13 protein-coding genes are annotated in these 12,460 nt (G+C 64.7%); 6 read left to right on the plus strand and 7 right to left on the minus strand.

Translation table 11 applies throughout. The features are described 5' to 3' along the window. Positions 1-29: 29 nt before the first annotated feature. From WCY17_RS01670 to WCY17_RS01685, 4 genes are all read right to left on the minus strand, one after another. On the minus strand, positions 30-1,046 hold the full coding sequence (locus tag WCY17_RS01670) for a branched-chain amino acid ABC transporter permease (RefSeq protein ID WP_372700428.1): 1,017 nt from the start codon (positions 1,044-1,046) through the stop codon (positions 30-32). Next, entirely contained in the window at positions 1,043-1,855 is an 813-nt protein-coding gene (locus WCY17_RS01675) for an ABC transporter ATP-binding protein (RefSeq protein ID WP_372700429.1), read from the minus strand. Before WCY17_RS01675 ends, WCY17_RS01670 begins: the two co-directional genes overlap by 4 nt. A gap of 4 nt (positions 1,856-1,859) precedes the next feature. Beyond that, entirely contained in the window at positions 1,860-3,086 is a 1,227-nt protein-coding gene (locus WCY17_RS01680; RefSeq protein WP_372700430.1) for a substrate-binding domain-containing protein, read from the minus strand. A gap of 87 nt (positions 3,087-3,173) precedes the next feature. Continuing rightward, the gene (locus tag WCY17_RS01685; protein WP_372700431.1) at positions 3,174-3,824 is read right to left on the minus strand and encodes a hypothetical protein; all 651 of its coding nucleotides are present in this window, start codon (positions 3,822-3,824) and stop codon (positions 3,174-3,176) included. Positions 3,825-3,887: 63 nt separating this feature from the next. Between WCY17_RS01685 and WCY17_RS01690 the strand changes: the two genes are divergently transcribed. Next, positions 3,888-4,556 (plus strand): hypothetical protein, encoded by a 669-nt coding sequence (locus WCY17_RS01690; protein WP_372700432.1) that lies wholly within the window; start codon positions 3,888-3,890, stop codon positions 4,554-4,556. Positions 4,557-4,565: 9 nt separating this feature from the next. Further along, positions 4,566-5,795: a nucleoside recognition domain-containing protein gene (locus WCY17_RS01695; RefSeq protein ID WP_372700433.1), complete on the plus strand. Its 1,230-nt coding sequence runs from the start codon at positions 4,566-4,568 to the stop codon at positions 5,793-5,795. A 178-nt stretch (positions 5,796-5,973) separates the two neighbouring features. Here the strand turns inward: WCY17_RS01695 and WCY17_RS01700 are convergent, their stop codons facing one another. The 3 genes from WCY17_RS01700 to WCY17_RS01710 form a co-directional block, all read right to left on the minus strand. Beyond that, positions 5,974-6,756 (minus strand): UDP-2,3-diacylglucosamine diphosphatase, encoded by a 783-nt coding sequence (locus tag WCY17_RS01700; protein WP_372700434.1) that lies wholly within the window; start codon positions 6,754-6,756, stop codon positions 5,974-5,976. Further along, positions 6,757-7,263, minus strand: coding sequence for a peptidylprolyl isomerase (locus tag WCY17_RS01705; RefSeq protein WP_372700485.1), 507 nt, complete (start codon positions 7,261-7,263; stop codon positions 6,757-6,759). It abuts the gene before it with no gap. Positions 7,264-7,418: 155 nt separating this feature from the next. Then, positions 7,419-8,084: a hypothetical protein gene (locus tag WCY17_RS01710; protein WP_372700435.1), complete on the minus strand. Its 666-nt coding sequence runs from the start codon at positions 8,082-8,084 to the stop codon at positions 7,419-7,421. A gap of 117 nt (positions 8,085-8,201) precedes the next feature. Between WCY17_RS01710 and cysS the strand changes: the two genes are divergently transcribed. The 4 genes from cysS to tilS all read left to right on the plus strand — a co-directional run bounded on the left by cysS (position 8,202) and on the right by tilS (position 12,437). Next, complete coding sequence (gene cysS, locus WCY17_RS01715; protein WP_372700436.1) at positions 8,202-9,641, plus strand: cysteine--tRNA ligase; 1,440 nt, start codon at positions 8,202-8,204, stop codon at positions 9,639-9,641. Then, positions 9,638-10,288, plus strand: a complete 651-nt coding sequence (locus tag WCY17_RS01720; RefSeq protein WP_372700437.1) for a DNA-3-methyladenine glycosylase — start codon at positions 9,638-9,640, stop codon at positions 10,286-10,288. Before cysS ends, WCY17_RS01720 begins: the two co-directional genes overlap by 4 nt. A 77-nt stretch (positions 10,289-10,365) precedes the next feature. Continuing rightward, positions 10,366-11,328: an acetyl-CoA carboxylase carboxyltransferase subunit alpha gene (locus WCY17_RS01725; protein WP_372700438.1), complete on the plus strand. Its 963-nt coding sequence runs from the start codon at positions 10,366-10,368 to the stop codon at positions 11,326-11,328. Between the two features lie 65 nt (positions 11,329-11,393). Next, entirely contained in the window at positions 11,394-12,437 is a 1,044-nt protein-coding gene (tilS, locus tag WCY17_RS01730) for a tRNA lysidine(34) synthetase TilS (RefSeq protein WP_372700439.1), read from the plus strand. Positions 12,438-12,460: the final 23 nt, after the last annotated feature.

Consider the following 12,460-nt stretch of genomic DNA (forward strand, 5'->3'; position numbering starts at 1 on the left):
GCCATGTTCCTCATTCTGCCCCATGTTCCTCATCCGGTCCGTGCTTCGGCCACGGGAACGAGCCCCCAGGGGCGCCACATGAGCACCGCCAACATGAGCCCCACGACAGCCACGGAGGCCAGAGATGGCAGCAGATAACCCACATAGAGGTTGACCAGCCCGACCATCAAGGCCCCATAGAGGCAGCCACGCACGGATCCAAGCCCGCCGAGGATGATCACCACGATCACCAGTATGAGCAGTTCATCGCCCATGTGTGCAGTGATCATCTCTTGGTAGAAGCCCCAGAACATGCCACCCAGGCCTGCGAGCATGGCGCCCAGCACGAAGACCGCAAGAAACACCGGCGTCATGCGCAGGCCCAGCGCCTCGACCATTTCGCGATCTTCGACCCCCGCCCGGATCACGATGCCCAGGCCAGAGTGTTCCAGGCCATGGATCACCAGCGCGTAGATCACCAGGCCACACGCAGCGCTCAGCACGCGGAACTTCTCCAGGGCCAGCCCGCCCAGCCACGGGATGGCTTGCGGCACTATTAGCGAGCCGCGCAGCACCTCGGGGCGCGGCACCGCGATCGGGCTGGCACCCCAGATGCCCTGCAGCAACTGCACCAGAATGATTGCGCCGCCGACCGTAACCAGCATCTGCTTCAGGTAATCGCCATACACCGGACGTATCACCAGACGTTCGAACAGGGCCCCCACCAGCCCGGCGACCGCCATGGCGATCAACATGGCCGGCAGCAGGGCCAGCCACTGCCGCCAGGCTTCATGCGGGAGCGCCTGGGCGTGCGCGAGCCACCAGGCGGCACCGGCAAAGGCGCCCAGGGAAATCAGCGCCCCATGGGCCAGATTGAGAACCCGCAGCAGACCGAAGGCCAGCGTCATGCCGGACGCCATCAGAAACAGCATCGCGCCCATGGCCAGACCACTGAGCGTCAGGACCAGCCAGGTCTTGAGCCCCATGAGGAGCAGCCCGGCCAGGAGGATCAGGCACAGCAACCGGTGGTGGGCTGCTGGCCAGCGTATGCGCAGCCCGCGTTTCATGCGCCGGGCTCACCCAGATACACCGCCTGCACATCTGCCGATGCCATGATGCGTGCCGGCGTGTCATCGGCCAGCACACGCCCCTGATGCAACACGATGATGCGTTGCGCGAGCGAGCGGATCACGTCCATCTTGTGCTCGATCAGCAAAATGACGCGCCCGGCACTCTGATGCAATTGCGCAACCAGATCGAGCATCGCCGGCACTTCTTCCACGGCCATGCCCGCTGTCGGCTCATCGAGCAGACACACGACAGGATCCTGGGCCAGCAGCAGGGCCATCTCGAGCTTGCGGCGCGCAGCGTGCGTCAAGGTCCGTACCGGCCGGGCCGCCAACCCGGCCAGTTGCACCTGTTCAAGACAGGCCATGGCGCGCGTCAGAACGTCATGACGCTGGTCGGCCCGCTGCCAGGGGCTGGCCAGCCGCCCCTCCCGAACCGTGAGCGCCAATGTCACGTTCTCGAGAACCGTCAGCGCCGCAAACAGCTGGTTGATCTGGAAAACGCGTCCGAAGCCCGCCAGAGCACGCTCCGGCATGCCCATGCGGGTGATATCGGCACCCGCCAGACGGATCACCCCGCGATCGGGTTGCAACTGCCCCGAAAGCAGATTGAAAAAAGTCGTCTTGCCGGCCCCATTCGGGCCCACGATGGCCGTGAGGCTGCCCTGCTCGAAAGTGAGCGAGATCCCATCGATGATGACCTGCTCGCCCAGGGATACCGCCAGATCATGCACGGCGAGCAGGTCCCTGTCGCCAGGCCGCCCGCCCCGTGCGGGAAGGGCTGCGCGCCGCCCGACATGCTGATGCACCGGATCAATCTCCGTTCTGTGGCGGCAGCGTCAACTGCTCGACCGGGATCACCCCCAGCAATTGCGGTACGCCCGCCTGAACGGTACGGCCTGCGAACCAGTCGGAACGCTCCTGCGGCTGCAGCCTGAAATGGTACATGACCTGCTGCGCCTGGTGATCGGCTGGCCGTATCGTCTGCGGCCCCTTGGGTGAATCGAATGTCAGGCCTTCGAACGCGGCAATCAGGTCTTCAGCGTCTGACGAGCCGGCGGACTTCTCGAGGGCCGCAACGATGGCCATACCCTGGGAAAATCCCTGCGCAGTGAAGTAATCCGGCGGCGTCCCGTACAGCCGCTGATGATCACGCACAAAATCATCGTTGACCGGATTGTCGGGCAACTCGTAGTAGTAATAGGTGGCGCCTTCCATGCCATCGAACGGTGCGTACGTGGTCAGAATGGGCATCATGTCGCCGGGCGCCGCCAGACGAATGCCCAGCCGTTCGGGATGCAGATCGTTGATGCGCCCGATCGGGTTGCTCGAGCCCGCCCACATCGAGAAAATCAGCTTGCCCCCCGGGCACTCGCCCGCCTGGCCCAGCGCATCGAACAGGCGCTGGGCCGCCGCGGTGAAGTCTGTCGTGTCGAATGGCAGGTATTCTTCGTGCACGACCTGCGCCCCGCGCGCCTGGGCCCCCTGCCTGTAGACAGCCACGCTGTCGCGCCCGAACACGTAATCCTGGGCTATGGTGGCCACACAGGTGCCCGGCCCTGTCGATGCAATGGCATTGGCCGTGGCGTAGATGGATGAACTCTGGCCCACACGGACCACGTGACGGTTCCAGTCTTTTCCGGTAATCGAATCGGCAACGCCCTCGGGCATGATGACGCGCCCATATTCTTCGGCCAGCGGCATGACCGCAACGGCCACCCCGGAGGACATGGGCCCGACGACCAGATCGACCCCGTCTTCGGCGTAGGCTTCTTCGACCAGGGCCCGGCCGCGGTTCGGATCCATCTGATCATCCTTCAGGGTCAGCGCTATGGGCCGGCCCGCCACCTGCATGCGGCCCCCAGTGGCGTACTGCAGGCCCATTTCGAGGCCGCGCTGCAACTGCTCGCCATAGGCCGTGAAGGCACCGCTCATGCTCGTGATGTGGGCAATACGTATGGGTTCGGCGGCATGCGCCGGCGCAAGTCCGCCCAGAAGGGTGAGCGCCAGCGCGAAGCCAAGCGCGGGTTGAGTCTGCATGACAACTCCACAACAATGGGAAAACCCCCATTTTAGGAAAAAAACTGCGCGCACCATGGATTACCCGTCTTGCCAGCAGCGGCAGATTCAGCTCAGGAACGCAACCATCTGCTGACTGGACACCTGCCGATCCAGCCCGGTATGACAGAACAACGTGCGCGGCACCCGTGCCCGCGCGATCTGCTCACAATACAAGCGATACAGGGCCTGAATGTGATCGACCGTCATTTCGGCCTTGCGCGCATGAACCACCGCTGCCGGGGACATCGCCACGACCAGCCGCGCGGGGCGCGGCGTCACAGCGCTCCAGAAGCCATAACCGGCCACCCGTGCCATGGGCCGAGCGGGATCGCGCAGGTGATGCGCGAAGTAATCGTAGAAATAGCGATCCAGAACCAGGGGAGAACCAGGCCCGAACAGCCCCCTGGACAGCGAAAACGTCAGCCAGGCCAGTGGCAGGATCAACCAGAGCAGGCGCTCTTCGAGATCATTGCGATCGGTGCCCTTGCGCACGTGGAACAACACCCGCCGAAAATAGCGCTTGAAGCGCTTGAACCGGTAATGCCGTCCCAGCGGACTAGCCAGCGCGGCATCGATGAGCGTCGTCTTGCCGCTGCCATCGGGCCCGACCACGGCCACAGTGTTCCGGGCCGTCCAGTTCCAGCCCGACTCGGGCCGCCCCGATTTGCCCGCTGCACGCGAAGGCCCTGACAAAAGGCCCGACAAGGATCTTGACACGGGCGCCGACAAAGGCGCCGATCCGTCGGTAGAAAGGTACTCGACGTGCCAGCGACCTTGTTCATGGTGCAGAATGAAACTGACCCCCGCCTGCTGGCACGCCTGGAATACAGCCCACAAAGCCTCATCGAACGCCACGGATCCAGTCTCCCAATCATTGCCGGCCAGATGGCCGCCCTGCGCCTGCCACAGTCGGTACTTGTGGTGTCTAATAGCGGGATGAAACGATTGTGCCTGATGATCTGCACGCTGTTGTCAGCCCTGACGCTGGCCGCCTGCGCCAACCTGACGGACATCCCGCCCGGCACCCCCCTGGCCCAGGTGGTGGCCCGGTTCGGCCCGCCCACCCTGCAGTGTACCGGCCGCGGCGGCGAGCCACGGGTAGTCTGGTCCCAGCAACCCTTCGGGCAATATGCCTGGGGCGCCACGCTGGACGCCCAGGGCAATGTACAGCGCATCGAACCGCTGCTGACCGACCGGCATTTCAGCCAGCTGGACGACGGCCAATGGACCCAGGCACAGGTGCGCTGCGAATTCGGTCCGCCCGCCATCGTCGATACGGTCGGGCTGCCATCGAACCGCCAACTGGTATATAGCTATCGCTACCGGCAGGATCACGTCTGGAACTCACTCATGTTCGTCTTCTTCGACCATGACGGCACCTGGGTCACACGCCACCATCCCGGGCCGGATCCCCTCTATGAGCCCAGGGAGCATTTCCTTGCATTCTGAGAGCAGTGCATGTTGAACGCATTGTGGCTGGGGTTTTTCATGGTGGCCGCTGTTGCCGCCGGCGTCCAGTGGCTCGCCCTGGGCGATGCCGATGTGTTCGCGCGCCTGATCGCCAGCCTGTTCAGCATGGCCGAACTCTCGGTACAGCTGATGCTGCTGCTGTTCGGCACGCTCACACTCTGGATGGGCTTTTTGCGGATCGCCGAAGACGCGGGCCTGATCCGTATCCTCGCGCGCCTGCTGGGCCCCCTGTTCACGCGCCTGATGCCCGAAGTACCCGCAGGCCACCCGGCTCTGGGGCTGATCACCCTGAATTACGCCGCCAATGCACTGGGGCTGGACAACGCCGCAACCCCCATCGGCCTGCGCGCCATGCGGGCCCTGCAAACCCTGAATCCGCACCCGGAGAGCGCCACCAACGCGCAGATCCTGTTCCTGGTCCTGAACGCCTCTTCCCTGACCCTGTTGCCGGTGACGATTTTCATGTATCGGGTGCAACAGGGGGCGGCCGATCCAACGCTGGTCTTCTTGCCTATCCTGCTGGCGACATCGGCTTCGACCCTGGCAGGGCTGATTTCGGTTGCCCTGGTGCAGCGCCTGCGCCTGATCGACCCTGTGGTGCTGGCGTGGCTGGGCGGTACGGCATTGGTGCTGGGCAGCTTCATGGCGCTGCTGGCGAGCCTTGGCGCCACCGCCGTGGCAGCCCTGTCGTCCTTGCTGGGCAATCTGGTGCTGTTCGGGCTGCTGGTGGTTTTCCTGCTGGCTGGCCTGTGGCGTCGTATCCCGGTCTACGAAAGCTTCATTGCCGGTGCCCGTGAAGGCTTCGATGTCTGCAAGGACCTGCTCCCCTATCTGGTTGCCATGCTGTGCGCCGTGGGCGTATTGCGGGCTTCAGGGGCGCTGGATGGCATGCTCGATGCCATCCGCTGGCTGACCCAGATGGCCGGGCTCGATACCCGCTTTGTCGATGCCCTGCCCACCGCCCTGGTCAAGCCCTTCTCGGGCAGTGCTGCACGGGCCATGATGATCGAAACCATGCAGCACTTCGGGCCTGACAGTTTCCCCGCGCTGCTGTCGGCCACCATCCAGGGCAGCACGGAGACCACGTTCTACGTGCTCGCCGTGTACTTCGGGGCGGTCGGCGTCCAGCGGGTCCGCCATGCCGTGGGCTGCGCATTGCTGGCCGATCTGGCAGGCGTGCTGGCGGCCATCGGCGTCTGCTATTGGTTCTTTGGCTGATTTGGCTGATTTCGCTGATTTGGCTGATTTCGCTGATTTCGCTGATTTCGCTGATTTGGCTGCTTGGCAGGCCCCGACACGAAGCCCCCGGGTGCTTTCCGGGGAACGCTTTCAGGGGGACGCTTTCCCGGGAGCGCTTTCCTGGTGAGACTCCGGCGGTGGTACGGCAACCCCCTGATCAGGCGCCCTCGAGCCCGGTGCTGGCATGGAGGGTCAGACCGCCCCCATCGATCGTGATCCAGCCGCCGCGCGACGGACCGGGTGGTTCGTGCATCCAGTCGGGCAGGACATGCCGCTGCGCGGGCTGGCCGTCGAGCTCGAACCGGTGCACGGCAGGCCGGTGCGTATGCCCGTGCACCAGCGTGGTGCAGCCCGCAATGCGCAGTGCTGCGCTCACCGCCCGGGGATTGACGTCCATGATCTGCATGGTTTTCGCACGCTGCGCCCTCTGGCTGCGCTGCCTGGCCTGCCGTGCAGCGGCGCGCCGCCAGGCCAGCGGCAGTTTCAGGAACAGGCGCTGAACCCAGGCCTGGCGCACAATACGCCTGAAGCGTTGATAGCCGACATCATCGACGCAATATTCATCCCCGTGAGCCAGCAGCAACGGGCCTGCATCGGTCTGCAGGCGCAGTGGCGCCGCCAGCAGATGTGCCCCCAGATAGCTGGCCAGCGCAGGCCCCATCAGAAAATCGCGGTTCCCGTGCATGAGGTAGAGCGGCACGGCCGCAGCGGCCTGGCGCAGGGCCTGCACGGCCGCCTGCAACCAGGCCGGCGGGTACCGCAGGGCGTCATCGTCGCCGATCCAGGCATCGAAAAGGTCGCCACACAGGATCAGCGCATCGGCCTGCCCGCTGGCAGCCTGGAGAAACCGGCTGAACGCGCGGGCAGTCTGCGGACCGTGCTCACCCAGATGGACGTCGGCGGCCAGCCAGATCGTGCCCGGCAGAACGAGCGTGTTCAATCAGTCGATGAGGGTGGCGCTTTCTATGATGACGTCATCGACCGGGACGTCTTGATGAAAGCCCTTGTTGCCGGTCTTGACCTTCTTGATGTCATCGACGACCTCGGTGCCCTCGATGACCCGCCCGAATACGGCATACCCCCAGCCGTTCGAGGTGGGCGCCGAGAAATTGAGGAAGTCGTTGCTGGCCACGTTGATGAAGAACTGGGCCGTGGCCGAGTGCGGGTCGGACGTGCGCGCCATGGCCAGGGTGTAGGGTTCGTTCTTCAGGCCATTGTCGGCCTCGTTCTTGATCGCGGCATGGGTTTCTTTCTGCTTCAGGCCTGGCTCGAAGCCCCCGCCCTGGATCATGAAATTGTCGATGACTCGATGGAAGACCGTGCCATCGTAAAAACCTTCTTTGACGTAGGTGAGAAAGTTTTCGACCGTGGCCGGTGCCTTTTCGGCATCCAGTTCGATGAGAAGAGTGCCTTTGTTCGTGGCCAGCTGGACCTTGGGTGAGCTCATGAGGTGATCTTTCGTAGAAGTAGTGGAATCGGCTGCGGCCACTGGCCCACCGGCCAGCATGAAGACGCAGGCGAGGCTGCAGAAACGCACCGACAGCGGGGTGCGCATGAAAGTATTGCGTAGTGAAGGAAGGGGTTTCATCATGGCGAAGGGTGTCAGGATCCTGGAGCGTGCCGGGCTGCCCGGCCATCTGCGGCGCGCGCCCGGGCAAATGCGTCCTGGGCCAGCTGCATCTGTACATGACCGAGGTTCTCGAGCGCCGGCGCGAAGTCTGGATCGGACACCAACGCCATGTCCAGAGCCTCGCGAGCACGCAGCAGGGCCCCTTCGCGTACGTACTCGATGGCCAGCGCATTCCAGGGTTCGGGCAGTTCGGGGTAGTCGATGGTCATTTGCTGCCAGATGTCCTGCGCCTGCTGATGCTGCCCAAGCGCCGCCAGTGCACGGCCCTGCTGGTAGCGCAACTGGACATCGGTGCCGATCGCCTGTTGCCGGTCGAGCCCCTGGCGACGCAACTGGATGAGCTCGAGGGCCTCGCCGGCCTGGCCCTGATCGATGAGGCGGGCCACATGGGCCGAGAACTGCGCGGCCGACAGGGGTACCGACGTATCGGTGGCTGGCGCCGCACGCTGGAGCAGGCGCGCCAGACCCTGCCAGCCGCCGTCGGGCGGCTGCACCGGCGTGAACGCGCCAGTCTGCGGATCATAGTTGAGCCCCCCCACCGGACCATCGGGGGGTGCCACCGTACCCTGGGCGAACAGCACCGAAGTCGGCGCCAGGCAGGCACAGCAGACCAACGCAAGAATATGGGAACGTATCACTGTAGGACGCACCTGAAGAGAAAGGTTCTGGACCCCGAGGGCATGACGGTATACTAATCAGTTCATTTTACATCGCTGGGCACGGCCCGTGCCGTCGATGCCCGCTGCGCCTCTGCCATGCTGCAAATATACGATACCCTGACCCGCCGCAAGAACCCGTTCCAGACCGCACAGCCCGGGGTGGTGCGCATGTACGTATGCGGCATGACGGTATATGACTTCTGCCATCTCGGCCATGCACGCATGCTGGTGGCCTTCGATGTCGTGCAGCGCTGGCTGCGGGCCTCGGGATGGCAGGTACAGTATGTGCGCAACATCACCGACATCGATGACAAGATCATCCGCCGCGCCGTCGAGCGCAACATCCCCATCCGCCAGCTCACCGCATTCTTCATCGACGCCATGCACGCCGACGAACGGGCGTTGGGCGTGCAGGCACCCGATGCCGAGCCCCGCGCCACCGAGCACGTCACGGGCATGCTCGCGCTGATCGCCCGTCTCGAAGAACGGGGCCTGGCCTACCACGGAAGCGAGGGCGACATGAATTTCGCGGTACGCAAATTTCCGGGCTATGGCAAGCTCTCGGGCAAATCGCTGGATGACCTGCGCGCTGGTGAACGGGTCGCCGTCTCGGCAGGCAAGCAGGATCCCCTCGACTTCGCCCTCTGGAAGGCAGCCAAACCCGATGAGCCCGCCGATGCCCAGTTCGACTCACCGTACGGCCGGGGCCGCCCGGGCTGGCACATCGAATGCTCTGCCATGAGCCATGCCCTGCTGGGCATGCCGCTCGATATTCATGGGGGCGGGCCAGATCTCAAGTTCCCCCATCACGAAAACGAAATCGCCCAGAGTGAAGGCGCCTGGGGTGGCACGCTGGCAGGCACGTGGATGCATTGCGGGCCCATGATGGTGGACACCGAGAAAATGTCCAAGTCTCTCGGCAATTTTCAGCGCATACGCGATACGCTGGCGCTGGATGCCGAAGATACCCGCGCGGATTACACGGTAAACCCCCGCGAAGCCGAAATGCTGCGCTTCTTTCTGCTGCGCAGCCATTATCGCAGCGAGCTGAACTACACACCGGCCAACCTGCTCGATGCGCAGCGCGCACTCGACCGGCTCTATCAGGCGCTGCGCAATGTGCCGCCGGCCGCCGTTCAGATCAACTGGAATGAACCCGCTGCGCAGCGTTTCCATCAGGCGATGGACGATGACTTCAACACACCCGAAGCCATCGCCGTACTGTTCGATCTCGCCGCCTGCGCCAATCGCGACACAGACGCACAGGCCAGCGGCCTGTTGCGCGCACTGGGGCAGGCACTGGGCCTCCTGCACACCGACCCGCAGGTCTATCTGCAGTCGCCCAGCCGCTTTCTTGCCGATGGCCATGCGTCATCCGGCCTGTCGAACGCAGCCATCGAAGCGCTGGTGGCCGAACGCAGTCTGGCCAAGGCCGCCCGCGACTACGCGCGCGCGGATGCGCTGCGGGCCGAACTGCAGGCCGGCGGGGTCGAGCTCGCCGACGGCCCTGAAGGCACCCGCTGGCGGAGGGCATGATGGATACCAGCTCGCGCTCCTTGCAGTCTGCTGCGTACTGGCTGGATGCCTGCGAGCAGTTGATGCAGCGGGATCGCATCCTGCGCAAGCTCATCCCCTTGTACGAGGGCGAGACCCTGCACCTTCAGGCCTGTCCATTTCGCACCCTGGCGCGCGTGCTGATCGGCCAGCAGGCTTCTCTTGCACTGGCTCGCAGCCTGTGGAGCAGCCTGCTGCAAGCGTGCAACAACACGCTGCAACCCACTTGCATCCTCGAGCGCACCGAAAATGAACTGCATGCGCTGGGCCTGTCCAGGCGCAAGACACAGTATCTGCAAGATGCGGCACAGTTCTTTTCACATGCATCGCGGCTCGATCCCGCCTGGTGGCGCGCGCTCGATGATGGCGCCGTGGTCCAACAGCTGTGCACGATACGCGGGGTGGGTCGTCGGTCGGCAGACCTGTTCCTCATCTTCCACATGGGCCGGCCGGATATCCTGGCGGTAGAGGACACCGCCCTGCTCAAGGCCATTTCCACCCATTATTTCAGCGGCGAACCGGTATCGCGCTTCGAAGCCCGTGAAGTGGCCCAGGCCTGGGCTCCCTGGCGCACAGTAGCCAGCTGGTACCTGTGGCGCAGTGCCGACGCGGGCGCAGTCGAATACTGAGCGCTCTCCGAATAACCGGGCGTTCCCTGACTACCCCACGTTCTCCGAATACCCCATTCTCCTGATATCCTGAACCCATGCGAAACACCTTCCTGGAATTCGAACAGCCCTTGGCCGAACTCGACCAGAAAATTGAAGAATTGCGCTTCGTACAGGCGGATTCGGCCGTCGACATTTCCGACGAGGTCAGCCGCCTGCAGCAAAAAAGCCAGACGCTGGCCAAGAGCATCTACGCCAAGCTCACCCCCTGGCAGACGGCACTCGTGGCCCGCCATCCGCAGCGCCCCTATACGCTCGACTACGTCGAGGCACTGTTCACCGATTTTCACGAACTGCACGGTGACCGCATGTATGCCGATGATTCGTCCATCGTGGGTGGGCCCGCACGCTTCAACGGCACGGCCTGCATGGTGATCGGCCACCAGAAAGGCCGCGACACCAAGGAACGCGCCCGGCGCAACTTTGGCATGCCCCTGCCCGAAGGCTACCGCAAGGCCTTGCGCCTGATGCAACTGGCCGAAAAATTCCAGCTGCCGGTATTCACCTTCATCGACACACCAGGCGCCTACCCGGGCGTGGGCGCCGAAGAGCGCGGCCAGTCCGAAGCCATCGGCCACAATCTGTTTGCCATGGCCGGGCTCAAGGTGCCCATCATCGCCACGATCATCGGCGAAGGGGGCTCCGGTGGTGCCCTGGCCATTGCGGTGGGCGATACGGTGATGATGCTGCAGTACGCGACCTATTCAGTCATTTCGCCAGAGGGCTGCGCCTCCATACTGTGGCGCAGCGCCGACAAGGCATCCACGGCAGCCGAGGCGCTGGCAATCACGGCACCGCGCCTGAAAGAACTGGGGCTGATCGATCGCGTCATCAACGAACCCGTGGGCGGCGCCCATCGCGACCCGGCCACCATGGCGCGCCAGTTGCATCGCGCCCTGGCAGATGCATTGCGCGAGCTCTCGGGCCTGAAAACCACCGAGCTGCTCAAAAGGCGGCGCCAGCGGCTGGCCGACTTTGGCCGGGTCACCGAAGCCAAATGAACACCGGGCCCCGAGGCCGCCAAACAGCCGTTCACGGGCTCGATGCCGCAGCAGGTGCGACAGCCATGGCGCCAGACGGCCCGGCACGCTTCACAAGCCCTGCGATCCTGCCCGCGTGCGACCCCCTTCTGCTGCGCGACATCGAACAAGCCCTGGAGCCGTTGCCCCAAGGCGCCCCGGTCGGCATTGCCCTGAGCGCCGGCCCGGATTCGGCCATGCTGGCCATCCATGCAGCTCACATTGCGCAGGTGCAGGGCTGCATGCTGCACGCACTGCACGTCCACCATGGCCTGCAGGCCGAAGCCGATGCCTGGCTGCAGCATGCCCACGATCTTGCCGGCCTGCTGCAGATCAGCTGCCACAGCCGCAAGGTGACTGTGACCGTGGCTGGGCGCGGCCTGGAAGCGGCTGCCCGCACGGCACGCTACGCGGCACTGCGCGACCTGGCAGCCGGCGCCGGCATCGGCCACATCCTGCTCGCCCATCACCAGGACGATCAGGCCGAGACCGTGCTCCTGCGCCTGCTGCGCGGCGCCGGCCCCGAAGGGCTGGCCGCAATGGCGCCTGTAGTGCAGCGCCACGGCCTGTACTGGCTGCGTCCATGGCTGAACCAGCCGCGCACACGCGTGCTGGCGTGCGTGCCCCGGTTTGCCGCCGCCACACGCTGGCATCCCGTGCAGGATCCAAGCAACCAGGCCGTGCATCTTGCACGCGGTGCCTTGCGTACCGAACTCGCCCCCATACTCGACCGGCATTGGCCCGCATGGCGCACTACCCTCGGGCGCCACGCCCAGCAGGCGCAGGCGCTGCAGCGCTGGGCGGCGGCGGCGGGTGCCCAGGCACTGCAGACCCTGGACCCAGACGAGGACGGCGGCGGCTTCTCGCTCGCAGCCTGGCGGGCACTTTCGGCCGAGCAGCAGGTGGCCGTACTGCGCCACTGGCTGCACGCACAGGGCCTGCGCATGCCCACTGCGGCGCGCTTGCGGGATTGGCTGCACCAGCTGCGCACCGTGCACGCCCTGGGGCATGATCGCCAGGTCACGCTGCCCCATGAAGGCCATGTCATACGCGTGGTGCGCGGCCGCGTGAGGCTCTTCGATTCACGCTAAAATAGCAGGTTTTTCCGGCCATC

The organism is Castellaniella sp., assembly GCF_041677825.1.
Taxonomy (GTDB): Bacteria; Pseudomonadota; Gammaproteobacteria; order Burkholderiales; family Burkholderiaceae_B; genus Castellaniella.

What these genes read in the sequence shown, in the direction of transcription:
- cysS (WP_372700436.1), top strand. Translation starts at nt 8,202, where the DNA reads ATGCTGCAAATATACGATACCCTGACCCGCCGCAAGAACCCGTTCCAG.
- WCY17_RS01690 (WP_372700432.1), top strand. Translation starts at nt 3,888, where the DNA reads ATGGTGCAGAATGAAACTGACCCCCGCCTGCTGGCACGCCTGGAATAC.
- WCY17_RS01670 (WP_372700428.1), bottom strand. Translation starts at nt 1,046, where the DNA reads ATGAAACGCGGGCTGCGCATACGCTGGCCAGCAGCCCACCACCGGTTG.
- WCY17_RS01680 (WP_372700430.1), bottom strand. Translation starts at nt 3,086, where the DNA reads ATGCAGACTCAACCCGCGCTTGGCTTCGCGCTGGCGCTCACCCTTCTG.
- WCY17_RS01695 (WP_372700433.1), top strand. Translation starts at nt 4,566, where the DNA reads ATGTTGAACGCATTGTGGCTGGGGTTTTTCATGGTGGCCGCTGTTGCC.
- WCY17_RS01720 (WP_372700437.1), top strand. Translation starts at nt 9,638, where the DNA reads ATGATGGATACCAGCTCGCGCTCCTTGCAGTCTGCTGCGTACTGGCTG.
- WCY17_RS01725 (WP_372700438.1), top strand. Translation starts at nt 10,366, where the DNA reads ATGCGAAACACCTTCCTGGAATTCGAACAGCCCTTGGCCGAACTCGAC.
- WCY17_RS01705 (WP_372700485.1), bottom strand. Translation starts at nt 7,263, where the DNA reads ATGAGCTCACCCAAGGTCCAGCTGGCCACGAACAAAGGCACTCTTCTC.
- tilS (WP_372700439.1), top strand. Translation starts at nt 11,394, where the DNA reads ATGGCGCCAGACGGCCCGGCACGCTTCACAAGCCCTGCGATCCTGCCC.